The sequence below is a fragment of the Pseudomonas sp. MWU12-2037 genome (assembly GCF_023242345.1).
Classification (GTDB): Bacteria; Pseudomonadota; Gammaproteobacteria; order Pseudomonadales; family Pseudomonadaceae; genus Aquipseudomonas; species Aquipseudomonas gingeri_D.
The window spans coordinates 18561-42351 of sequence record NZ_JALLIZ010000001.1; the positions used below are offsets into that span (position 1 = coordinate 18561).

Annotated in this window: 23 protein-coding genes; all 23 read left to right on the plus strand. The window is 62.4% G+C overall.

Going from position 1 to position 23791, the window contains the following annotated elements; genetic code table 11:
• The first annotated feature begins 83 nt into the window (after positions 1 to 83).
• The 23 genes from rfbF (at position 84) to M5B42_RS00185 (ending at position 23763) form a co-directional block, all read left to right on the plus strand.
• On the plus strand, positions 84 to 857 hold the full coding sequence (gene rfbF / locus M5B42_RS00075; RefSeq protein ID WP_103495984.1) for a glucose-1-phosphate cytidylyltransferase: 774 nt from the start codon (positions 84 to 86) through the stop codon (positions 855 to 857).
• Complete coding sequence (rfbG, locus tag M5B42_RS00080; protein ID WP_152738459.1) at positions 839 to 1921, plus strand: CDP-glucose 4,6-dehydratase; 1083 nt, start codon at positions 839 to 841, stop codon at positions 1919 to 1921. Before rfbF ends, rfbG begins: the two co-directional genes overlap by 19 nt.
• Entirely contained in the window at positions 1918 to 2478 is a 561-nt protein-coding gene (gene rfbC / locus M5B42_RS00085; protein ID WP_152738462.1) for a dTDP-4-dehydrorhamnose 3,5-epimerase, read from the plus strand. The genes rfbG and rfbC overlap by 4 nt, the downstream gene beginning before the upstream one ends.
• Entirely contained in the window at positions 2475 to 3701 is a 1227-nt protein-coding gene (locus M5B42_RS00090; protein WP_248744691.1) for a class I SAM-dependent methyltransferase, read from the plus strand. The genes rfbC and M5B42_RS00090 overlap by 4 nt, the downstream gene beginning before the upstream one ends.
• A gap of 5 nt (positions 3702 to 3706) precedes the next feature.
• Positions 3707 to 4564 carry an NAD(P)-dependent oxidoreductase gene (locus M5B42_RS00095; protein ID WP_103495997.1) on the plus strand — a complete coding sequence of 286 codons (858 nt, stop codon included), beginning with the start codon at positions 3707 to 3709 and terminating at the stop codon, positions 4562 to 4564.
• Complete coding sequence (locus M5B42_RS00100) at positions 4554 to 5624, plus strand: class I SAM-dependent methyltransferase (protein ID WP_248744692.1); 1071 nt, start codon at positions 4554 to 4556, stop codon at positions 5622 to 5624. Before M5B42_RS00095 ends, M5B42_RS00100 begins: the two co-directional genes overlap by 11 nt.
• Before the next feature lie 17 nt (positions 5625 to 5641).
• Complete coding sequence (locus tag M5B42_RS00105) at positions 5642 to 6379, plus strand: cephalosporin hydroxylase family protein (RefSeq protein ID WP_103495979.1); 738 nt, start codon at positions 5642 to 5644, stop codon at positions 6377 to 6379.
• A 53-nt stretch (positions 6380 to 6432) separates the two neighbouring features.
• Positions 6433 to 9375, plus strand: a complete 2943-nt coding sequence (locus tag M5B42_RS00110) for a TIGR00180 family glycosyltransferase (protein ID WP_248744693.1) — start codon at positions 6433 to 6435, stop codon at positions 9373 to 9375.
• A gap of 30 nt (positions 9376 to 9405) precedes the next feature.
• The gene (gene pseB / locus M5B42_RS00115) at positions 9406 to 10407 is read left to right on the plus strand and encodes a UDP-N-acetylglucosamine 4,6-dehydratase (inverting) (protein ID WP_103495977.1); all 1002 of its coding nucleotides are present in this window, start codon (positions 9406 to 9408) and stop codon (positions 10405 to 10407) included.
• Positions 10404 to 11573: a UDP-4-amino-4,6-dideoxy-N-acetyl-beta-L-altrosamine transaminase gene (gene pseC / locus M5B42_RS00120; RefSeq protein ID WP_177100100.1), complete on the plus strand. Its 1170-nt coding sequence runs from the start codon at positions 10404 to 10406 to the stop codon at positions 11571 to 11573. Before pseB ends, pseC begins: the two co-directional genes overlap by 4 nt.
• Before the next feature lie 34 nt (positions 11574 to 11607).
• Entirely contained in the window at positions 11608 to 12228 is a 621-nt protein-coding gene (locus M5B42_RS00125; protein WP_152738474.1) for a pseudaminic acid biosynthesis-associated methylase, read from the plus strand.
• A complete protein-coding gene (pseF, locus tag M5B42_RS00130; protein ID WP_248744694.1) occupies positions 12225 to 12935 on the plus strand; it encodes a pseudaminic acid cytidylyltransferase in 711 nt (236 codons plus the stop codon). The genes M5B42_RS00125 and pseF overlap by 4 nt, the downstream gene beginning before the upstream one ends.
• Positions 12932 to 14437 (plus strand): UDP-2,4-diacetamido-2,4,6-trideoxy-beta-L-altropyranose hydrolase, encoded by a 1506-nt coding sequence (gene pseG, locus M5B42_RS00135; RefSeq protein ID WP_248744695.1) that lies wholly within the window; start codon positions 12932 to 12934, stop codon positions 14435 to 14437. Before pseF ends, pseG begins: the two co-directional genes overlap by 4 nt.
• A complete protein-coding gene (gene pseI, locus M5B42_RS00140) occupies positions 14430 to 15482 on the plus strand; it encodes a pseudaminic acid synthase (protein ID WP_103495972.1) in 1053 nt (350 codons plus the stop codon). The genes pseG and pseI overlap by 8 nt, the downstream gene beginning before the upstream one ends.
• A gap of 229 nt (positions 15483 to 15711) precedes the next feature.
• Positions 15712 to 16638: a ketoacyl-ACP synthase III gene (locus M5B42_RS00145; RefSeq protein ID WP_103495971.1), complete on the plus strand. Its 927-nt coding sequence runs from the start codon at positions 15712 to 15714 to the stop codon at positions 16636 to 16638.
• Between the two features lie 79 nt (positions 16639 to 16717).
• Positions 16718 to 18010, plus strand: a complete 1293-nt coding sequence (locus M5B42_RS00150) for a 6-hydroxymethylpterin diphosphokinase MptE-like protein (RefSeq protein ID WP_177100106.1) — start codon at positions 16718 to 16720, stop codon at positions 18008 to 18010.
• Positions 18007 to 18276 (plus strand): hypothetical protein, encoded by a 270-nt coding sequence (locus M5B42_RS00155; protein WP_248744696.1) that lies wholly within the window; start codon positions 18007 to 18009, stop codon positions 18274 to 18276. The genes M5B42_RS00150 and M5B42_RS00155 overlap by 4 nt, the downstream gene beginning before the upstream one ends.
• Before the next feature lie 192 nt (positions 18277 to 18468).
• The gene (locus tag M5B42_RS00160; protein ID WP_152738494.1) at positions 18469 to 19320 is read left to right on the plus strand and encodes a flagellin domain-containing protein; all 852 of its coding nucleotides are present in this window, start codon (positions 18469 to 18471) and stop codon (positions 19318 to 19320) included.
• A 73-nt stretch (positions 19321 to 19393) separates the two neighbouring features.
• Positions 19394 to 19765: a flagellar protein FlaG gene (locus M5B42_RS00165; protein WP_152738497.1), complete on the plus strand. Its 372-nt coding sequence runs from the start codon at positions 19394 to 19396 to the stop codon at positions 19763 to 19765.
• An 82-nt stretch (positions 19766 to 19847) separates the two neighbouring features.
• The gene (fliD, locus tag M5B42_RS00170) at positions 19848 to 21284 is read left to right on the plus strand and encodes a flagellar filament capping protein FliD (RefSeq protein WP_248744697.1); all 1437 of its coding nucleotides are present in this window, start codon (positions 19848 to 19850) and stop codon (positions 21282 to 21284) included.
• A gap of 129 nt (positions 21285 to 21413) precedes the next feature.
• Positions 21414 to 21809: a flagellar export chaperone FliS gene (fliS, locus tag M5B42_RS00175; protein ID WP_103495966.1), complete on the plus strand. Its 396-nt coding sequence runs from the start codon at positions 21414 to 21416 to the stop codon at positions 21807 to 21809.
• A 10-nt stretch (positions 21810 to 21819) separates the two neighbouring features.
• Complete coding sequence (locus M5B42_RS00180) at positions 21820 to 22116, plus strand: flagellar protein FliT (RefSeq protein ID WP_152738503.1); 297 nt, start codon at positions 21820 to 21822, stop codon at positions 22114 to 22116.
• 171 nt (positions 22117 to 22287) lie between these two features.
• Positions 22288 to 23763, plus strand: a complete 1476-nt coding sequence (locus M5B42_RS00185) for a sigma-54 dependent transcriptional regulator (protein ID WP_248744698.1) — start codon at positions 22288 to 22290, stop codon at positions 23761 to 23763.
• Positions 23764 to 23791 lie beyond the last annotated feature (28 nt).

Consider the following 23791-nt stretch of genomic DNA (forward strand, 5'->3'; position numbering starts at 1 on the left):
TGCCGCTGGCGCGATTTGACCCGGCAGTCTGGGAAGTCCCACAGCGCCTGAGCAGGCCCTGTGTCGAACAAGAGGGGACGTTGATGAAGGCAGTTATTCTGGCGGGTGGCCTGGGCACGCGGATCAGCGAGGAATCGCACCTCAAGCCCAAGCCGATGATCGAGATCGGCGGCAAGCCAATTCTCTGGCACATCATGAAGCAGTACTCGGCCCACGGTATCCACGACTTCGTGATCTGCCTTGGGTACAAGGGCTACGCCATCAAGGACTTCTTCGCCAACTACTTCCTGCACACCTCCGACGTCACCTTCGACATGAGCAACAATCGCATGGACGTTCACCAGAACTACAGCGAGCCATGGCGCGTGACCCTGATCGACACCGGCGAAGACACCATGACCGGCGGCCGCCTGCGTCGTGCCGGGCGTTACCTGGAGAACGAAGAGGCCTTCTGCTTCACCTACGGCGACGGCGTCTCGGACCTGAACATCGGCGCGCTGGTGGACTTCCACCTTTCCAGCGGCAAGTTGGCGACGGTCACTGCGGTACAGCCGCCAGGCCGCTACGGCGCGCTGGAGCGCGACGGTGACATGGTCCGTGGCTTTATCGAAAAGCCCCGTGGCGATGGCGGTTGGATCAATGGCGGTTTCTTCGTCCTGTCGCCCAAGGTGCTGTCGCTGCTCAGTGACGACAGTACCGTCTGGGAAGCCGAACCCTTGGCGGAACTGGCCACCCTGGGGCAACTGAACGCCTTCCAGCACGACGGCTTCTGGCATCCGATGGACACCCTGCGGGACAAGAATCACCTGGAGCAACTGTGGCAGAGCGGGGAGGCCCCATGGAAGCAGTGGGACTGAGCCGGGCATTCTGGAGCGGCAAGCGGGTCCTGCTGACCGGCCATACCGGGTTCAAGGGCAGTTGGTTGGCACTGTGGCTCGAGAGCCTGGGTGCCCAGGTCAGCGGCTTCGCCCTTGATCCCAGTACCGACCCCAGCCTGTTCGAACTGGCCCGGGTCGGCGAGAGTCTCAACGACCAGCGCGGCGACCTGCGCGACCTCGGCGCCTTGCTTGAACTGATCGCCGAGACCGAACCGGAAATTGTCCTGCACCTGGCGGCCCAGCCGCTGGTGCGCGAAGCCTATCGCGATCCGCTCGGCACCTATTCGAGCAATGTCATGGGTACCCTCAACCTGTTGGAAGCGATTCGCCAGGTCGGTGGGGTGCGTGCCTGTGTGCTGGTCACCACCGACAAGGTCTACGCCAACCAGGAGTGGGCCTGGCCCTATCGCGAGAACGAAGCCCTCGGCGGCCATGATCCCTACAGCAGCAGCAAGGCCTGTTGCGAACTGTTGGCGCAGTCCTATGTGGCCTCCTTTTTCCCGGCCGAACGCTACGAGGCCCATGGCCTGGCGGTGGCGACCGCGCGGGCCGGCAACGTCCTGGGCGGCGGCGACTTCTCCCCGGAACGGCTGATTCCCGACGTGCTCCGGGCCTGGTCGGCGGATGAGCCGGTGACCCTGCGTTATCCACAGGCGGTACGGCCCTGGCAGCATGCGCTGGAGCCGCTGGCCGGTTACCTGCAACTGGCCGCCGCGCTGTATGAGCGTGGGCCGGAAGCGGCCGGGGCGTGGAACTTCGGGCCTGGCGAGGACGACATGTGCAGTGTCGGCGACGTCGTCGCTCGACTCGCCGGGCGCTGGCCCCAGGCGCCGGGCCTGCGGGTCGAGCCCAGCGAGCTGCACGAGGCCGGTCTGTTGCGCCTGGACAGCAGTCGCGCCCGGCAGTTGCTCGGCTGGCAACCGCGCTGGTCCTTGCAGCAATGCCTGGAACAGACCCTCGATTGGCACCTGGCCTGGAAAAACGCCGAGGACATGCGCAGCGTGACCCTGGCGCAATTGAATCTGTACCGGGGTGAGCTTTGAGTGAATTCCTGATTCATGCCTTGCCCCTCAAGGGGCTGTTCAGCGTACAGCACAAGCATCACGCCGATCAGCGCGGGCATTTTTCCCGGTTGTTCTGCGAAGGCAGCCTGAGTGCGTTCGGCGAGCCGTTTCATATCCGCCAGATCAACCACTCCTGCACCCGCGAGCGTGGCAGCGTGCGCGGCCTGCATTATCAGAATGCCCAGGCCCCGGAGGCCAAGCTGATCACCTGCCTGCGTGGCGAAGTCTGGGATGTGGCGGTGGACCTGCGTGCGGATTCGCCGACCTTCCTGCATTGGCACGCCGAGTACCTGCGTGCCGGCGACGGTCGCGGCCTGTTGATTCCCGCCGGCTTCGCCCACGGTTTCCAGACCCTCAGCGACGATGCTGAACTGCTTTACCTGCACAGCGCCGACTACACGCCCGCGTCCGAGGGCGGTCTGTCAGTGCTCGACCCGCGCCTGGCAATCACCTGGCCCGAGGCTGTCAAAAATCTGTCGGCCAGGGACAGCAGTCACCCCCTGATCGATGCGTCTTTCCCTGGAGTACGTTTATGAACTGCCGAGGTTGCGGCACCCCGCTGGTCTTGCCGTTGATCGATCTGGGGACTTCGCCACCGTCCAATGCCTACCTGCGGGCTGACCAGTTGGAGCAGGCCGAGCCGTGGCTGCCGTTGAAAGTCGCGGTGTGCCAGAGCTGCTGGCTGGTGCAGACCGAGGACTACACCCGTGCCGATACGCTGTTCGACGCCGACTACGCCTATTTCAGTTCGTTTTCCAGTACCTGGCTGGAGCATGCCGAGCGTTATGTGACCGAGATGGTCGAGCGCTTCGAACTGACCGCGGACAGCCGCGTGGTGGAGGTGGCCGCCAACGATGGCTACCTGCTGCAGTATGTCGCCGGGCGCGGTATCCGCTGCCTGGGTGTCGAGCCGACCCGCAGCACCGCCCAGGCGGCGCGGGACAAAGGCCTGGAGATCCGCGAGCTGTTCTTCGGGCGCGATACCGCGTTGCAGTTGCGCGAGGAGGGTTGGGCGGCTGACCTGATGGCGGCCAACAACGTGCTGGCCCATGTGCCGGACATCAATGATTTTCTCCAGGGCTTCGCGACGCTGCTCAAGCCCACGGGCGTGGCCACCTTCGAGTTCCCGCACCTGCTGGCCCTGATCGCCGGGAAGCAGTTCGATACCTTGTATCACGAGCACTATTCCTACCTGTCGCTGACCGCGGTGCAGGCCTTGTGCGTGCGCAATGGCCTGGAAATCTTCGATGTCGGCGGCTTGCCGACCCATGGCGGTTCACTGCGGGTCTTCGTGCAGCGCGCCGACGGTGCGCGTCGCCCGGTGCAGGCAGTGGTCCGCCAGGTGCTGGACGCCGAGCTGGCCGCGGGGGTGAAAACCCCGGCGTTCTACGCCACCCTGGCGCCGGCCGCCGAGCGCATCAAGCACGAGCTGTTGCGTTTCCTGTTGCAGGCCAAGGCCGAAGGCAAGCGCGTGGTCGGTTATGGCGCGGCGGCCAAGGGCAACACCTTGCTCAACTATGCCGGGGTCCGTCCGGACCTGCTGGCCTGGGTCGCCGATGCCAACCCGCACAAGCAGGGCAAGTTTCTCCCTGGCAGTCGTATTCCCGTGGTCTCGCCTGAGCGTATCGAGGCGGAAAAGCCCGACTACGTGCTGGTGTTGCCGTGGAACCTGTTGCAGGAAGTGAGTCAGCAGCAGGCCGTGGTGCGTGAATGGGGCGGGCGTTTTGTCGTCGCCGTACCCGAGTTGACGATCCTGTGAGCGGCCTGAAAGTGCTGGTGACCGGTGCGACCGGCTTTGTCGGTCGCCATCTGGTATCGGCCTTGCTGGCGCGCGGGCATTCGGTGCGGGCCGTGGCTCGCGATCCCGAGGCCGCGCGCAAGTTGCCGTGGATCGACGATGTGGAGTTTATCGCCGCCGACGTGCATGCCGTGGACCTTGATGTTGCCATGCTGACCCAGGGCGTCGATGCCCTGGCCCATTTGGCCTGGCCGGGGTTGCCGAACTACCAGGCGCTGTTTCACTTCGAACACAACCTGTTCGCCGATTACCGTTTTATCAAGCAGGCGGTCGAAGCCGGTGTGCCCCAGGTCCTGGTGACCGGCACCTGCTTCGAATATGGCTTGCAGAGTGGGCCGTTGAGCGAAGCGACGCCGGCGCAGCCGAGCAATCCCTACGGTCTGGCGAAGAACACCCTGCGCCTGTTCCTGGAGACGTTGCGTCAGCAGATGCCGTTCAACCTGCAGTGGGCGCGCCTGTTCTATTTGCACGGCGAGGGGCAGAACCCCAATAGCCTGCTGGCCAGCCTGGACCGTGCCATTGCGGCCGGTGACAGTCACTTCAACATGTCGGCCGGCGAGCAACTGCGTGATTACCTGGCCATTGAAGTGGCCGCCGATTACCTGGCCCGGTTGCTGGAACAGCGGGATTTTTCCGGCGTGGTCAATTGCGCCAGCGGCCGCCCGATTGCGGTCCGGACCCTGGTCGAGCAGCGTCTGCGCGAGCGCGGATCGTCCATCGCGCTGAACCTGGGTCACTACGGTTATGCCAGTCACGAGCCCATGGCGTTCTGGGCCGTGGCCGAGCGACTGCAACAGCTACTGGGAGTCGAACATGGCGCATGAGTTGTATCGGGCAGGTGATCTGCCGGTCCTGCAAAACCGCACCTTTGCCGACGCGGCCTCGGCCAGGGCTTCGGCCCGCGCCGATATCGTGCTGGTACAGGACGAAGTCAGCGGCTTGATCTTCAACCAGGCCTTCGATGCCGACAAGTTGAGCTACGACAGCGACTATCAGAACGAGCAGGCCCATTCCGGCCAGTTCCAGCAGCACTTGAGCGACGTGGAAGGCATCATTGCCCGGCACTTCAAGGGCCGGAGCCTGATCGAGGTCGGTTGCGGCAAGGGTTATTTCCTCGAGCTGCTGCGCGGCCTCGGCTACGCCATCACCGGTATCGACCCTGCCTACGAAGGCAGCAACCCCGAAGTGATCAAGACACCGTTCACCCGTGGCCTCGGCCTGGCCGCCGATGCCCTGGTGTTGCGCCACGTGCTGGAGCATATCGCCGACCCGGTGGCGTTCCTGGCGGCGATGGCCGAGGCCAACCAGGGCGGGCAGATCTATATCGAGGTGCCGTGCTTTGACTGGATCGTCGAGCACCGGGCCTGGTTCGACCTGTTCTACGAACACGTCAACTACTTCCGTCTCGATGACCTGCGCCGCTTGTTCGGCACCGTACACGAGGCCGGCCATCTGTTCGGCGGGCAGTACCTGTATATCGTCGCCGACCTCGGCAGCCTGCGCCTGACGCCGACCGAGCCGGTGTTGCGCCAAGACCTGCCGGATGACTTCACCGCCAGCCTGGCCAAGGCGATCCGCATCATCCGCGAGGCGCCCGAGCAAGGCTCGTGTATCTGGGGCGCGTCCTCCAAGGGGGTGATCTATTCGCTGTTCCTGCAGCGGGCGGGAGTGGCGGTGGACCAGGTGGTGGATATCAACCCGGCCAAGCAGGGGCGTTATCTGCCCCTCAGCGGTGTGCGCGTGTCGTCGCCGGAGGAAGCCCTGGATGCCTTGCCCATTGGCGCCAACCTGTTTGTGATGAACTCCAATTACCTCGAAGAAATCAAGCGCATGACGGGCGGACGTTACGTCTACCACGCCGTCGACAGCGCCTCCTTTCAATGAACTTTTGCCGAGACTGAATGATGACCAAGACCGTTATGCAAGCCTTCGAAGCCGAATGCCAAGCCGAAATCGCCGCCCAGGGCCAGGACGAAAAACTCCAGGGCCTGGCCCGCGACTTCTTCAACGAGTCGGCCAAGCACAAGTACAGCTACCACTTCTCCTGGATGGGCCGGCCGATCATTCAACTGCCCCAGGACATGATGGCGATGCAGGAGATCATCTGGCAGGTCAAGCCGGACCTGGTGATCGAGTGTGGTATCGCCCATGGCGGTTCGATCATCTACTACGCCTCGCTGCTTGAGCTGCAAGGCCACGGCGAAGTGCTGGGCATCGACCTTGATATCCGCCGGCACAACCGCGAGGCCATCGAGAGCCATCCGATGAGCAAGCGCATCCGCATGATCGAGGGTTCGAGCATCGAGCAGTCGACCGCCGAGCAGGTCCGTGCGGCTGCCGCGGGCAAGAAGGTCATCCTGGTCCTGGATTCCAACCATACCCACGATCACGTACTGGAAGAGCTGCGCCTTTACGCGCCGCTGGTTTCCGTCGGCAGCTACTGCGTGGTGATGGATACCGTGGTCGAGGACATGCCGCCGGAGTTTTTCCCTGATCGTCCATGGGGCCCGGGTGACAACCCGAAGACCGCGGTCTGGGCGTACCTGCAAGAGAACAGCGATTTCGAGATCGATAAGCAGCTGGAGAACAAGCTGCTGGTCACCGTCGCGCCTGACGGCTACCTGCGCCGGGTTCGCTAAATAGCCACATCATCCTGAGTTCATTGGTCGATTCGCAGTTTTGGGGAAAGGTTATGCAAGGCAAGTACGTTTCTGAACAGGCATCGCGTCAGGGGAATGTGCAGCTCCTGGGTGATTTGTTGACCGTGGTGCTGGTTACCCATAACCGGCCGGCGTTCCTGCGTCGGGCGGTGAAGTTCTATAGCGCGTTGCCTTGCAAACTGCTGGTGCTGGACTCTTCCCCCGTGGCCTACGCCGAAGTCGCGCAGGGGCATGACTCGATCGAGTACCTGCACGTGCCGCAGTACGACTACTGGAAACTGCAGAACAAGTTCGCCCATGGCGTGATGAGCGTGACCACGCCGTACATGGTGTTTGCCGCCGACGACGACTTTATCGTTCACGGGGCGTTGGCCGAGGCGGTTGCGTTCCTGGAGAACAATGCCGACTACGGCATGTGCCATGGTTACTGCATGATGTACCTGTCGTTGGCGGGCAGCGTCAGCTACTACCGTCGCGACAAGAAGGTCTGTGAGGACTACGCCTCCGAGCGGGCCCAGGATCGCGTGGTGGACTATATGTACCAATACCTACCGCCGTTCTACGCCGTCCATCGTACCGCCCTGATGCGCGACTGGCATTCGGCCTTGCCTGAAGGCACCAGTTTCCAGTGGCAGGAAATCGGCCATGTCTACTACATGCTCGCCCGGGCCAAGGCGCGGATCCTGCCGATTCCCTATGTGGTCCGTGAGGTCAACTATGGCGATTCGGAACACAGCACCGAGGTCTACCACTCGCTGACCTACACCGATGCCAAGTCGGTGGCCGAACGCGAGGCCTTCGCCGAGTTCCTGGCCTCCCTGCCTACCGCGATCGAAGGGCTTGATCCGGCACAGGGCAAAGCCTTCGCCCTGGAAAGTTTCGAAGCCATGACCGACAGCCTGCGCACCGGACGGGCACTGACCATGGAAGGGCTGTTCGAGTCCACCTGGATCAGCATCAAAGACGCCCCGGTGCGGCGCTTCGGGCCCAAGCAGTACGTGGAAATGCCTTACTACAACCAGGCATTTTTCGATCAGTTGACCCAGTTCGAATTCCTGCTCCATGCGATGCCGGCCGGTCGTGTGCAACTGATGGGACTGGAGGGTGTATGGACCCGTCAGGACGCGCTGATGCGCGCGCACAACAACGACACCCCGGAAAGCGTGGCGGACCGCCTGTGGCAGGCCCAGGAATGCAACCTGTTCAACCGGCGGGTGGTCAAGCGCCTGGCCCGGCAACTGGAGATTCTCGGCGAAGAGGACGAGGCACGGGATATGTTCGCCTGGGCCGAGCGCCTGGACGCCGTTTCCACTGAAGACAATCGCTCGACCTTCGAGACGATGCTCTCGGGACGCCTGCTCGATTGGCTGCAGGTTCGCGAGCCGTCTGCCGGCGAACTTGAGGCGATCGGCGATTACCAGGTCGAGCAGGGCAGCGGTCCGGTCTTCGGCCTGCTGGTACTGGACCTGAACAACGACATCGGCAAGTTGCAGGTCACCCTCGACAGCCTGCTGGAAGGGCACAGCAAGGCCTTCCGCATCGTCGTCTTCACCACGGGCGAACCCCAGGCGGCGACTACCCTGCAGAACACCTTGCACTTTATCCGGGTGACACCGGGCAACCTGGTCGACAAGTTGAACCAGACCACTCGCCAGTTGCCCTGCGACTGGCTGTTGCTGGCCGAGGCGGGTGACGAGTTCACTGCCAGCGGTTTGTTGCGCGCCGGTCTCGAACTGCGCGCGGCCGAAGGTTGCCGTGCGGTGGCCACCGATGAAATCCAGCGCGACGCCAATGGCGCGCTGATCGATGTGTTCCGTCCGAGCTTCAACCTCGACCTGCTGCAAAGCGTACCGGCGCTGATGGCCAGGCACTGGTTGATTCGCCGTGAAGTCTTGCTGGAGGTTGGCGGCTACAAGGCCGACTTCAGCAAAGCCCTGGAATTCGATCTGCTGCTGCGTCTGATCGAGCAGGGCGGCATGGCCGGACTGGCCCATCTGGACGAGCCATTGCTGATTTCCAGCGTACCGGCACTTGAAGAGAACGCCCATGAGCGCCTGGCGTTGCTGCGCCATCTGGGCACGCGGGGCTACAAGGCCCAGGTCACTTCGCAGAATCCGGGCAGCTACTTTGTCGATTATCGGCATACCGAACGCCCGCTGGTGTCGATCATTCTCCATGGCCAGGCCGACTTCGCCGAACTGGAGCGCTGCCTGAGCGCAGTGCTGCAAAAAACCCGGTACCTGAAATACGAAGTGCTGGTGGCCGATCACCCGAGCTACAGCGAAGCCCTCACGACCTGGCTCCGAGAACAGCCTCAGGCCGGCAAAGTCAGTGTGTTGCAAGCCGACTGGTCGAGCACCTCGGCATTCTGCAACGCGGCGGCAGATCAGGCCCTGGGTGAGTACCTGGTGCTGCTCGCGCAAGACAGCGAAGTGGTCAACCCCAACTGGATCGAGTCGCTGCTCAACCAGGCCTTGCGCCCGGAAGTCGGCGTGGTCGGCGCCAAGCTCTACAGCCGTGATACCAAGGTCTCCCAGGCCGGGCTGATTCTCGGCTTGAACGGTGGTGTCGGTTCGCCTTTTGTCGGTGAAAAGACGGATGCCAGGGGCTATATGCAGCGGCTGGCGGTGGAGCAGAACTATTCGGCGGTCTCGGCGACGTGCCTGATGGTGCGCAAGGCGTTCTTCGAGGCGGTCGGTGGCCTGGACGAAGGCGACTTCGCCGAGGCCTTCGCCGATGTCGATCTGTGTCTCAAGATCGGCCAGGTCGGCGGCCTGGTGTCGTGGACGCCGCAAGTGCAAGTGTTCCACCCGGGTCTTCTGCCCGAGGCGCCAGAGGCTCTGGCGGCCCTGCTCGAGAAGTGGGCGGCGAACTTCCAGCGCGACCCGGCCTACAACCCGCACCTGTCCCTGGCAGGAAAAGGTTTCAGTCTGGGCAGTGCCAGTCCAGTGGGATGGGCGCAGTTGCTCGTTTAAGCCTGGCAGACAGTTAAAGGGACTCACGGTATGTTCAACGGCAAATCGATTTTCATCTCCGGCGGCACCGGCTCGTTCGGCCGCAACTTCATCCGTCGTCTGCTGGAGCAGTACCAGCCGCGGCGGGTGGTGGTGTTCTCGCGCGACGAGCTCAAGCAGTACGAGATGCAGCAGACGTTCAACGCGCCGTGCATGCGCTATTTTCTCGGTGATGTCCGGGATGCCGAGCGCTTGCGCCTGGCCATGCGCGGGATCGATTTTGTCGTGCATGCCGCGGCCCTGAAACAGGTGCCGGCGGCCGAGTACAACCCCACCGAGTGCATTCGCACCAACGTCAACGGGGCGGAAAACATCATTGCCGCGGCCATCGATAATGGCGTGCAGAAGGTTGTCGCCCTGTCCACCGACAAGGCGGCCAGCCCGATCAACCTCTATGGGGCCACCAAGCTGCTGTCGGACAAGTTGTTCGTCGCCGCCAACAATATCGCCGGCGAGCAGGCGACCCGCTTTGCCGTGGTGCGCTACGGCAACGTGGCCGGCTCTCGGGGTTCGGTGGTGCCGTTTTTCAACAAGCTGATTGCCGAGGGGGCCCGGGAACTGCCGATCACCGACGAGCGCATGACCCGCTTCTGGATCACCCTCGACCATGGTGTGCAGTTCGTGCTCGACAGCTTCGCGCGCATGCACGGTGGTGAAGTGTTCGTACCGAAGATCCCGTCGATCCGCATCGTCGACCTGGCGTCCGGCATGGCCGCGCATCTGCCGCACAAACACGTGGGCATTCGGCCGGGCGAGAAGCTGCATGAGTTGATGGTGCCGCTGGACGACGCGCGCATGACCCTGGAATTCGCCGACCACTACACCATCCAGCCGTCGATTCGTTTCACCAGCGTCGATGTCGATTTCGCGGTTGACGGTCTGGGGGAGCGCGGCAAGGCGGTGGATGAGGACTTCGAATACCGCTCCGATACCAACCCTGACTTCCTGGACGTGATGCAGATTGCCGATCTGCACGCCGGGCTGCCGGTATGACGCCTTATCAGATTCCTTATGGTTGCCAGAGCATCGAACAGGCCGATATCGATGCGGTGGTCGAGGTGCTCAAGTCGCCCTGGTTGACCCAGGGACCGACCATCCCGCGCTTCGAGGCGGCGTTGGCCGAACATTGCCAGGCCGATTTTGCCGTGGCGGTGTGCAATGCCACGGCGGCCTTGCATATCGCCTGCCTGGCGGCGGACCTGGGGCCGGGGGATCGCTTGTGGACCAGCCCGAATACCTTTGTCGCCTCGGCCAACTGCGCTCGCTACTGCGGCGCCGAGGTGGACTTCGTCGACATCGACCCCCTGACCTTGAATCTCGACGCCGGCCTGCTGGCGCGCAAACTTGAGGTTGCCGAGGCCAGCGGGCGGTTGCCCAAGGTGGTGGTGGCCGTGGCCTTTGCCGGCCAGAGTTGCGATATGCGCGCCATCGCCGCATTGTCCGAGCGCTATGGCTTCACGCTGATCGAGGATGCGTCCCATGCGGTCGGCGCGTCCTACCTCGGGCGACCGGTGGGTTGCGGTGCCTTTGCCGCGATGACCATCTTCAGTTTCCATCCGGTGAAGATCATCACCTCGGCCGAAGGCGGCATGGTCCTGACCAATAGCCCCGAACTGGCCGAGCGCCTGCGTCGTCTGCGCAGCCATGGGATCACCGGTGATCCGGCGCAGATGAACGTTCCCGCGCAAGGGCTGTGGTACTACCAGCAACTGGAACTGGGCTTCAATTACCGGATGACCGACCTGCACGCCGCGCTGGGGCTGTCGCAAACGGCCCGGCTCGACAGCTTTGTCGCCCGTCGTCGTGAACTGGCCGGCCGCTATGACCTTTTGCTGGCCGACCTGCCGCTGCAATTGCCGGTGGCCCAGGCGGGTGCCGAGTCCGCCTGGCACCTGTACGTGGTGCGCCTGCAGCTTGAACAGATGAGGGTCAGCCAGCGCGAAGTCTTCGACGCCTTGCGGGCAGCCGGCATCGGGGTGAACCTGCATTACATTCCCGTGCACCTGCAACCTTACTACCGCGAGCAGGGCTTCAAGGACGGTGACTTCCCCGAAGCCGAGCGTTACTTCGGCGAAGCCCTCAGCCTGCCGTTGTTCCCGCTGCTCACCGAGGAGCAGCAGGACTATGTGGTCGAACAATTACGAAATCTTGTCGGTTAAACGACGCTCAATGGCCCGAGGATAAACACCCGACATGCGTGAGTTCAGCGAACAGGAAGTGTTCTGGCGTGGCGAGTTCGGCGACCAATACGTGGGCCGCAACCAGGGGCAGGCGCTGGTCGCCGCCAACCTGGCGCTGTTCGCCAAGGCCCTGGCGCGCACCGGCCGGCTCTCCAGCCTGCTGGAACTGGGCACCAACACCGGCAACAACCTGCTGGCCTTGCACCAGCTCCTGCCCGAGTGTGCCCTGCAGGGCGTGGAGATCAACGCCAAGGCCTGCGAGCAGGCCCGTGACCTGGGCATTGCCGAGATCTGGCACGGCTCGTTGTTCGATTACCCGCGCGAGCGGACCTTCGACCTGACCCTGAGCAAGGGCGTGCTGATCCACCTGGCGCCTGAGCTGCTGGCCACGGCCTATGATCAGCTATACACCCTGAGCGGACGCTATATCCTGATTGCCGAGTACTACAACCCGGTGCCGGTGGAAGTGTCCTATCGTGGTAACAGCGGCAAGTTGTTCAAGCGTGACTTTGCCGGGGAAATGCTCGATCGTTATCCGGACCTGCAACTGCTGGACTACGGCTTCAGTTACCACCGCGATCCGCAGTTTCCGACCGACGATATCAACTGGTTCCTGCTGGAAAAACGCCCTTGAGTGCGATTGCAATCATTCCGGCGCGTGGTGGCAGCAAGCGCATCCCGCGCAAGAATCTCAAGCTGTTCCATGGCGAGCCGATGATTGCCCGTTCGATTCGCCTGGCGCTCGATTCGGGGTTGTTCGAGCGGGTGATCGTCAGTACCGATGACGAGGAAATCGCTGCCCTGGCCCGGGCCAGGGGGGCACAGGTGCCGTTTATGCGTCCGGCGGCCCTGGCCGATGATTTCGCCGGTACTGCCGCTGTGATCGCCCATGCGGTGGAGGCCTTGCAGCAGGCCGGATACCTGTTTGAGCATGCCTGCTGTATCTACGCCACGGCGCCGTTGTTGCAGGCGCGTTTTTTGCGCCAGGGGCTGGAGCTGCTCGAAGCCCATGCTGAAAAGTCCTTTGCGTTTTCGGTTTGCGAATTCGGTTTTCCGGTACAGCGCGCTTTGACGCTCGGCGCGGACGGCGCTCTGACGCCGCTGTATCCCGAGCATCGACAGACCCGTTCCCAGGATCTGCCCCGCGCCTTCCAGGATGCCGGGCAGTTCTACTGGGGGCGCAGCGCGGCCTGGCTGCGAGGCGACGCGCTGTTTTCGGAAAAAAGCCTGCCGGTCATCCTGCCGCGCCATCTGGTCCAGGACATCGACACCGACGAGGATTGGCGGCGCGCCGAGTACCTTTACAGCGCGTTGCTAGCTGGTGGAGAGCTGGAGCCATGAGAGTGTTGATCCGTGCCGATGCCTCGCCGGCCATTGGCAGCGGGCATGTGGCGCGCTGCCTGAGCCTCGCGCAGGTGCTGCGCAGTGGCGGCGCCGAGGTGCTGTTCGCTTGTCGGGCCTTGCCCGGCCACTCGTTGGCACGCATCGCCGAGCAGGGCTTTCGGGCCCTGGCGTTGCCGGCCGAGTACGCAGGCGAGGAGCCCGGTGCGGACATCGAGGCCCCGTTGCCGTGGCAGGCGGATATCGCCGCGCTGGGTGCCTGCCTGGTCACCGAGCCGGTCTTCGACTGGATTATCGTCGATCACTATGGCCTCGATCACGCCTGGCAAACCGCCGCTCGCCAGTGGGCGCGGCAGATTGCGGCGATCGACGACCTGAACAATCGCCAGCATGCCGTGGATCTGCTCTTCGACCAGAATTTCACCGCCGGCGACCCCGAGTACGCCCACCGCTGCTTGCGGCCCTGCCGTGAGCTCTTCGGTCCCCGTTACGCGCTGATTCGTGATGAGTTCCGCCAGGGGGCTGTGCCGATCGTCTTGCAGCCCCGGCGGGTAATGGTGAATTTTGGCGGCCTGGATGCGGCCGGCGAAACCTGGAAGGCCATTCAGGCCCTGGCGGACTTCAACGAGTTGGAAGTGGATTTTATCGCCGGCACCGCCAACCCGATGCTGGCTTCGATCCAGGCCATGGCGGTTGATCGTCCGCAGTGGCGGGTGCAGACTTTTGTCAGCGATTTCGCCGCGCTGATGGCCCGGGCCGATCTGTTTATCGGGGCCGGTGGCGGTACCAGCTGGGAACGTGCGGTCCTCGGCCTGCCGACCCTGTGCATTGCCGTGGCGGAGAATCAGCGGGCGAATGCCGAGCGGCTGGCGGCCGCCGGGGTGCATGTCTACCTGGGCAGCAGCGACGAGGTGACGGTCGACAGCCTGCGCCAGGCCATCGGTTTTGTCCTGGGCAATGTCAGTCTGCGGCGCAGCCTGGCCGCACAGTCGCGGCGTCTGGTGGATGGGCTGGGGGCGCGACGGTTTGCCGTGGCCTTGGCCGGCTCCAGTCTGGCCTTGCGCCGGGCCACGGTCGCGGATTCGCAGTTGTTGTTCGACGGCCGTAACGCCGAGTCGGTACGCCGTGCCTCGTTGAGTTCCGAGCCCATCGGCTGGGAGGCGCATCAGGCTTGGCTGGCCGCGAGCCTGCTCAACCCCGGACGCCTGCTATTGATCGCCGAGGCCGCGGATGGCCCGGTGGGCGTGCTGCGCTACGATCTGGCGGGCAGTCGCGCGGAAGTCTCGCTGTATCTGTTCCAGGGCCGCGCCGGCCTCGGTTGGGGCCGGGCGCTGCTGGCTCGTGGCGAAGCCGTCATGGGCGAGCACTGGCCGCAGGTGACGGTGATCGACGCCCAGGTACTGCCGGATAATCCGGCTTCCATCGAATTGTTCCGTCACGGCGGCTATGTCCAGTCGGCCTGCCGTTTCGAGCGCGTGGTAAAGGATGAGCACCATGACTAGTTTCAAGATCGGCCAGCGGGTCATAGGCGCGGACGCGCCACCCTTCATCATTGCCGAGATGAGCGGCAACCATAACCAGTCGCTGGAGGTGGCGCTGCGCATTGTCGAAGCGGCGGCCAAGGCCGGTGCCCATGCGCTCAAGCTGCAAACCTATACCGCCGAGACCATGACCCTGGACCTGGACGAAGGCGAGTTCTTTATCCAGGACCCGGCCAGCCTATGGGCTGGCTCGTCGCTCTATGCTTTGTATGAAAAGGCCCATACGCCCTGGGAGTGGCACGCGCCGATCTTCGCCCGTGCCCGGGAGCTGGGCATGTTGGCGTTTTCCACGCCTTTCGATGAAACGGCGGTGGACTTTCTCGAAAGCCTCGACGTGCCGGCCTACAAGATCGCCAGCTTCGAAAACACCGACCTGCCGTTGATCCGGCGTGTGGCCGCGACCGGCAAGCCGCTGATCATTTCCACCGGCATGGCCAGTGTCGCCGAGCTGGATGAGAGCGTGCGCGCCGCCCGGGCTGCCGGTTGCAAGGACCTGGTACTGCTCAAATGCACCAGCACCTACCCGGCCAGCCCGGAAAACAGCCATGTGCGAACCATTCCTCACCTGCGCGAATTGTTCGGCTGCCAGGTCGGCTTGTCCGATCACTCCATGGGCGTGGGGGTGGCGGTAGCCGCGGTGGCCCTGGGGGCAACGGTGGTGGAGAAACATTTCACCCTGGATCGCGCTGATGGCGGGGTGGACTCGAGCTTTTCCCTGGAGCCGGCGGAACTGGCCAGCCTGGTCATCGAGACCGAACGCGCCTGGCAGGCCCTGGGCCAGGTGCACTACGGCGTTACCGAGGCGGAACGCAAGTCCCTGGTGTATCGCCGCTCGCTGTATATCACCCGCGATATGGCCGCGGGTGAAACCTTCAGCGCCGACAACCTGCGGGCGATCCGCCCCGGTCTGGGACTGGCACCCCGGCATCTCGACGCCGTGCTCGGGCGCACGGCCCGACAGGCCCTCAAGCGTGGGACGCCGCTGTCCTGGTCGCTGGTCGAATAGTGTTTTGTCGCGCTGATTCGGCAAAATAGCGTGACCTGCGAGTCATAACGCGCATCTTCACTGTATTGTATCGACCTGGAAGATGGCGCCCGGCTCATAAAGGGTCCGGTGATAGCCTTTTACTCTTCCGGCAGTCGCTCCCCCGTGGGCGGCGTCAAATCTCTGTTTGTCGGCAGCCCTTGGTCCTGGTGAACGAGGGTTTTCAGCTGTTTATTATTGGGAAGCCGTAATGATTGGCATAAAGAGCATTGCGAGCTACGTGCCTGTAGCCGGCGTGGACAATTACGCACAAGGTGCAAAATTCGAGAAGGATGAAGCCTTCATCCTCGGCAAGATCGGTTCGGCCTTCCTGCCACGCAAGGATGACGGTCAGGAAACCTCGGATCTGTGTGTCGAAGCCGTGAATGCGCTGTTCGCCCGCAATCCCGAGCTCAAGCGCGAATCCATCGACGCGCTGATCGTGGTCACCCAGAACGGCGATGAGGAAGGCCTGCCGCATACCGCCGCCATCGTCCAGGACAAACTCGGCCTGCCCACCAACGTGGCGGCGTTCGATATTTCCCTGGGTTGCTCCGGTTATGTCTATGGCATCTACGCGATCAAGGGTTTCATGGAAGCGGCGGGTCTGAAGAACGGCCTGTTGGTCACCGCCGACCCGTATTCGAAGATCGTCGATCCGGAAGATCGCAACACCACCATGCTTTTCGGCGATGCGGCGACGGCCACCTGGATGGGTGAAGACGCGCCCTGGCAGTTGGGCAAGGCCAAGTTCGGCACCGACGGGTCCGGCGCGCCGCATCTGAAGGTCAGCAATGGCGTGTTTTTCATGAACGGCCGCCAGGTCTTCAACTTCGCCTTGCTCAAGGTTCCGGCGCACCTGCACGAGTTGCTGGAAGAGTCCGGCCTGCAGGCGGACGATATCGATGCGTTCTGCATTCACCAGGGCAGCGCGGCGATCGTGGATGCCGTGGCGCGGCGTTTCGAGGGCGAGCCGGAGAAGTTCATCAAGGACATGGTTGAGACCGGTAACACGGTGTCGTCGAGTATTCCGTTGTTGCTGGAAAAACATGTCCTGGACTCGACCTGGAAGCGCGTAGCCCTCAGTGGCTTTGGCGTGGGCTTGTCGTGGGGATCGGCGATTATTCATCGGCCTTGATGCCAAGGGTCGCAAAATGGCGCTCCAGGTGAGATAACCTTGAGCGCCATTTTTTTGCGCGGATGTTGAGGGCGGCGGCATGAGCGAAAGTTTCGAGCAGAATCTGCAGGTCATCGGCGACCGTTGGCCGGGTTTGCTGGCGCGGCTATTGGCCGAGGACAGCGAGTCGTTGCCGGTCGAACTGCTGGAAGGGCTGGGCTCGACCCTGAGCGTGGGTGGCATCCAGCTCACCAGTCGGCATGATCGCGTCGCCGAGGCCCGCCTGCAGGCCGCCAGTCTGCCGCCGGACAGCGACTTGCTGCACCTCTACGGCACCGGCTTGGGCGATCTGCAACAGATCCTGCTGGAGCGCCCGACCCTGAAACGCCTATGTGTCCATGTCCTCAATGGCGCGTTGTTCAAGTTGGTGCTGGGGCTGTTGGATCAGCAATCCTGGCTGACCGATCCTCGGGTCGATCTGAGCTACGCCGCCGACCATCCCGAGATTCTCTTGCCGTTTTTTGCCCTGCCGGCCGAACTGGTGCTGGCCGATGATTGCAATGCGCGGATGCGTGATCGTCTGGTCGGCGAGGTACACCTGACCTTCAATAATCGCGAGTTCGATCCGCAGTCCGCGGTTATCGTCCAGCGTCTGCTGGACACCCGCGAGGTGTTTGGCGCGGACCGCGATGTCTCCGAGCTGTTTGCGACGCGTCCGGGCCAGCATATCTATGTGATCGGCACCGGGCCGACGCTGGAGCAGCAGTTCGCCAAGCTGCGCGCGATCAGCGAGCAGCCGGACCGGCCGTTGTTCATCAGTGTCGACACTGCCTACCGGCCTTTGCGTGAGCAGGGGATCCGGCCGGATATCGTGGTCAGCATCGACCAGCGCATCGGTTTCCGGCATTTGCCCGTCGAAGCGTCCGACGGTATTCCCCTGGTCTATATGCCGATGAGCGATCCCCAGGTGCTGCACGCCTGGAAAGGCCCGCGTTACGGCGGCTATTCCATCAGTCCGATCTATGCCTCGGTACGTGAGCGGTGCCGGCGCGGCCTGTTGTTCGTCGGCGGCAGCGTGCTGCACCCGGCGGTCGACCTGGCGGTGAAGATGGGCGCGGCGCGCATCACCCTGTTCGGCGCCGACTTCGCCTTCCCGATGAACAAGACCCATGCGGGCTGGAAGGATGGCGATCTCGGCCCGGGTGTCGAGCTGGCGCAGCACTGGGTACTGGACGGCCAGGGGCAACGGGTCAGGACGCAGTTGAACTTCCGTCGTTACCTGGTGGAGTTGGAGCGCTATATCGCCCGTCACCCGCAGGTGGCATTCCTCAACAGCAGCAGGGCAGGGGCGCAGATCGTCGGTACCGGGTTCGACCAGGAGTTTGTCCAATGAGCCGGCTGGCGCAGTGTGTCGAGGATGCCCGCGAATGCGCCGGGCTGTTTCGTCTGGGTCGTGATGTGGAGGCGGCCTTGAACATGGTCGAGGTGTTCGATGCCGCGCAGTTGGCGTTGGCGAGCGCGCCTGGGGAGGTTCGGCAGCAGTGGGCGCAACTGCTGACCCGAATGCTGGTTTGCCAGGAATCCCAGGACTGGTTGGGGCTGGCCGACTGGATGGAGTACGAACTGGTGGGGCTGCTGGAGTCGGTGGCAATTCCCTGACGTCATTTTTCCTCCTGGAGCAGGGCGCCAAGCCCTTGTTTTCAAAGGGGTGGCAGGGTGATGGCAAAATTTTTGAAAAAAGCCCTCAAGCAACTTGCAATCCCGACGATAACTATTACGAAGGTTCTCTAGGCCATACCCGGCGCTTGCCAGGGCCGGAAGCCGCAGTACCCAACCAACGAGGATTTCGTCATGGCTTTAAGCGTAAATACTAACGTCACTTCTCTGGCTGTTCAGCAGAACCTGAACCGCGCAGCCGGCTCCCTCTCCACCGCCATGCAGCGCCTGTCTTCCGGCCTGAAAATCAACAGCGCCGCGGACGATGCTGCCGGCCTGCAGATCTCCACTCGTATGAGCAGCCAGATCCGCGGCCAGACCGTTGCGATCAAGAACGCCAACGACGGTATCTCCCTGGCACAGACCGCCGACGGCGCGATGGCAACCGACACCGACATTCTGCAGCGTATGCGTGAACTGGCTGTTCAAGCCCGTAACGGTACCAACAGCACCGCTGACCAGACCGCAACCAACTCCGAATTCGCCCAGATGTCGGACGAATTGACTCGTATCTCCGCGAGCACCCAGATCAACGGCAAGTTCCTGCTGAACGGTACTGCTGGCGTCGTAACCCTGCAAGTGGGTTCCAACACCGGTTCGGCCAACCAGATCAGCCTGACCCTGAGCTCCAAGTTCGACGCCGTCAGCCTGTCCGTGGACAGCGGTACTCTGGTTCTGACCGGTGCCACCAGCGCCGCCGCGGCCTCCAACATCGACAACGCGATCACCGCGATCGACGCTGCAATCGCCGCCATCGGTGCTACCCGTGCCAACCTCGGTGCTTCGCAGAACCGTCTGACCAGCACCATCTCCGTCCTGAACAACGTGACTCAGAACGTGACCGCTGCACAGGGTCGCGTACAAGACACCGACTTCGCCGCTGAAACCGCAGAACTGACCAAGCAGCAAACCCTGCAACAGGCTTCTACCTCGGTTCTGGCTCAGGCCAACCAACTGCCTTCCGCTGTACTGAAGCTGCTTCAGTAATTTCGGAATGAGTTTTGGCGGGGGGGTGCGCTGGTCGCACTCTCTCGCTTTTTCATGTTGAGAGGTGATAGATATGGACATGAGTGTAAAGCTTGGTCTGTCTTACCCCGCTGTTACGCCGGCCAGTTCCAGTTCTGTTGCCGGCAAGCCGGTATCGGCCACGGCGGCGCCTCAGGCGGATCCGGTAAAACCCGTTTCGGCCACCAGCAATGATTCGGATTCTTCCGACAGACTCAAAAAGGCTGTGCAGGATATCGAGAAGTTCGTTCAATCGATCAAGCGCAACCTGGAATTTTCCATTGACGAGCACTCCGGGCAAGTCGTGGTCAAGGTGATCGCCAGCGACAGCGGCGAGGTGGTTCGACAGATCCCCTCCGAGGAAGCCTTGAAACTGGCTGACAGTCTGAGTTCAGCGAGTAATGTGCTGTTTGATGCGAAAGCCTGACAGCTGGCATGAATCGTGTGTGCAGTTGCCTTTGGCGCTGGCAAGGGTCAAAAGACTGGCTGCAAATTGAAGGGAGATAAACATGGCAAGTCCAATTGTACCAACTACGGGCCTGGGTTCCGGCCTGAATATCGGCTCGATCGTGACCGCGTTGGTCAACGCCGATTCAGCTGCCGCGACGCAGCAGATAAGCACGTCGCAAGCAACCAACACGCTGAAGCTTTCTGGCGTGGGTGCGCTGAAAAGTGCGTTGACGACCTTCCAGACCGCACTGACCGCCCTCAACAGCTCGACCACTCCGCAGTTCGCCGGCTTCTCGGCAACCTCCGGATCGCCGTCCGTATTGACGGCTACCACTGACAATACCGCGGTAGCCGGTAACTACAGTATTACGGTGAATAACCTCGCCACGAGCTCGAAGGTTTCCAGTGCTTCTTTTTCCGGCGGTGCAACCAGTGCCATTCCGAGTGGTACCCTGACCATCAGTCAGAATGGCACTAATTACAATGTCACCATCCCGGCCAATGCAACGCTGCAGAGCACCCGTGACGCAATCAACTCCACGCTGGCGGGCAACGGTATTTCCGCCAACATCGTGACCGACAGTAGCGGCGCGGCGCGTCTTGTGTTCGGCTCCAACACCACTGGCGCGGGTTCCGACTTGTCGGTCAGTGGTATTGCCGGCCTGACAATCGACGGTACCCAGGCAATGGCCAATCCCCCGACAGCGTCAAGCTCGGGCGCGGTCAATGGTCTGGCCAAGGATGCAAGTATCACCATTGATGGCCTGGCGGTTACCAGCAAGACCAATACCGTCACCGGTGCCGTCAGTGGTCTGACACTGAACCTGCTCTCGGGGACTGGAGGCGCGGGTTCTACTTCGGTGGTCACCGTGGGCACCAACACCAGCGGTCTGCAGACCTCGATCCAGACGTTCGTGAGCGCCTACAACAGCTTGATGACGACCATCGGCACCCTCAGTGCCCCGACGACCGACTCCAGTGGCAATAGCAAGCCGGCGGCGTTTACTGGCGACTCCATGCCTCGGGCACTGATTGCCAGTGTCCGTGGCGTGCTCACCACGCCCGGGTCGGGCAATAAGTTGGCGGTGCTCTCGCAACTGGGGGTGGGGACCGATCCGCAGACGGGGCAGTTGAACTTCAACTCCACCACGTTCAATCGGGCCATGACCACCGATGGTCTGAGCGGCCAGGTGCAGACGCTGTTTACCGGGACCACCGCCAACGCGGGGGCGGACGGTGTGCTGGCACGGATGACCGCGGCGATCGCCCCCTACGTCCAGACCGGCGGTTTGCTCGATCAGCGCAGCACCAGCTTGAACACCCAGGCCAGTGCCCTGGCGAGTCAGCAGGCGGCACTGGATTTGCATGTCACCAGCCTGACTGCGACCCTGACGGCCAAGTACAACGCCATGGACGCGTTGGTCGGGCAGTTGAAGGCGACGGGGGACAGCATCACGGCGTTCTTCACTTCGTTGACCGCGCAGAAGTCGGGCTAACTTCCGATGGATCGCCAAAAACCCGGCTGCGTTTAGCGCGTGCCGGGTTTTTGCCTTCTGGGTCTAAAGTTTTATGACTCAAAGGCGATACACTTCTTATACGAACCCTGAGTGTTAAAGAGGTAGAACATGAATCCGATGCTAGCCCTTCGGCAATACCAGAAGGTGGGAGCCCAGGCTCAGACCTCCGAGGCCAGTCCTCACCGTCTGGTGCAGATGTTGATGGAAGGTGGCCTGGATCGTATCGCCCAGGCCAAAGGTGCCATCGAGCGCAAGGACATCCCCGCCAAGGGAGTCGCCATCGGCAAGGCCATCGATATTGTCGGTGGTTTGCGCGAGGGCCTGGATCTGGAAAAGTCAGCCGATTCGCTGACCGATCTGGACAATCTTTACGCCTATATGATGACGCGCCTGCTGCAAGCCAATGTAAACTCGGACATCGGGATGCTCGACGAAGTCGCCGGCCTGCTGACAACGGTCAAGGAAGGTTGGGACGCTATCGCACCACCGGGTCCGCAGTTCTAAGGAGCGCATCATGAGTCTCGTACTGCAGCGTATCGAAGAAACCCGCGAAGCCCTGGTAAGGGCTTTGGCCGAGCGTGACTGGGAGGCCATCACCCAGCTGGACCTGGCCTGCCGCGCTTGCATGGAAGATGTGCTGGGCGAGACGGGGTTGGACGAGGATGCGCTGCGCGTCAAGCTTGAGGAGTTGTTGCACGTCTATCGTCAGTTGCTGGAAGCAGCGATGACCGAACGTCAGTCAATAGTCGATGAGATGTCGAAGATCCAGCAAGCAAGGAACGCCGCAAAGGTTTACCATCTGTTCGGTTAATGTTGGGTTAATCGAACCGTATTGCGCCATAAATTTGACTATGTACGCTTTTTTGACTTAACTAGTGCTGTTTCCAGATTTCAGTCGTCCTTGGAGGCCCTGTCCGGCCTCGGATGTCTAGCTTGCCCCACCCATACCGGGCATCGAGTTGACTAGGGAAGTTGCTATTGCATGTGGCGTGAAACCAAAATTCTGCTGATCGATGACGATAGCGTTCGCCGCCGCGACCTGGCGGTGATCTTAAATTTTCTCGGCGAAGAAAATATTTCCTGCTCCAGCGATGACTGGCAGCAGATGGTCGGCCCCTTGTCGTCCAGTCGTGAGGTATTGTGCGTCCTGATCGGGACGGTCAATGCCGTGAGCGGACTGACAGGCTTGCTTAGGACACTGTCAACCTGGGATGAGTTCCTTCCCGTGTTGCTTCTCGGCGAAATTTCTTCTGCCGACCTGCCCGAAGACCAGCGTCGCCGGGTCCTGTCCAGCCTGGAAATGCCACCCAGCTACAGCAAGTTGCTCGACTCCCTGCACCGTGCCCAGGTCTATCGCGAGATGTACGACCAGGCCCGTGAGCGCGGCCGGCAGCGCGAGCCCAACCTGTTCCGCAGCCTGGTCGGCACCAGTCGTGCCATCCAGCATGTGCGCCAGATGATGCAGCAAGTGGCCGACACCGACGCCAGCGTGCTGATCCTTGGCGAGTCCGGCACTGGCAAGGAAGTGGTGGCGCGCAACCTGCACTATCACTCCAAGCGACGCGACGCGCCGTTCGTACCGGTCAACTGCGGGGCGATCCCGGCCGAGTTGCTGGAAAGCGAACTGTTCGGTCACGAGAAGGGCGCCTTTACCGGGGCCATCACCACCCGTGCCGGGCGTTTCGAGCTGGCCAACGGCGGTACCCTGTTCCTCGACGAGATCGGTGACATGCCGCTGCCGATGCAGGTCAAGCTGTTGCGCGTGCTGCAGGAGCGGACCTTCGAGCGCGTGGGCAGCAACAAGACCCAGAGCATCGATGTGCGCATCATCGCGGCCACCCACAAGAACCTCGAAAGCATGATCGAGGTCGGCAGCTTTCGCGAAGATCTCTACTACCGCCTGAACGTGTTCCCCATCGAGATGGCGCCGCTGCGTGAGCGGGTCGAAGACATTCCGTTGCTGATGAACGAATTGATCTCGCGCATGGAACACGAAAAGCGCGGTTCCATTCGCTTCAATTCGGCGGCGATCATGTCGCTGTGCCGTCACGCCTGGCCGGGCAACGTCCGCGAGCTGGCCAACCTGGTGGAGCGCATGGCGATCATGCATCCGTATGGGGTGATCGGCGTCGCCGAGCTGCCGAAGAAATTCCGCTACGTCGATGACGAAGACGAGCAACTGGTGGACAGCCTGCGCAGCGACCTCGAAGAGCGGGTCGCGATCAACGGCCATACCCCGGACTTCACCACCTCGGCAATGCTGCCGCCCGAAGGCCTGGACCTCAAGGACTACCTCGGTGGCCTCGAGCAGGGCCTGATCCAGCAAGCGCTGGACGACGCCAATGGCATCGTGGCGCGCGCCGCCGAGCGCCTGCGTATCCGTCGCACCACCCTGGTGGAGAAGATGCGCAAGTACGGGATGAGTCGTCGCGAGGGTGATGAACAGGCGGATGATTGACGCCTGTTTTTCAAGCTGCTGAAAAATG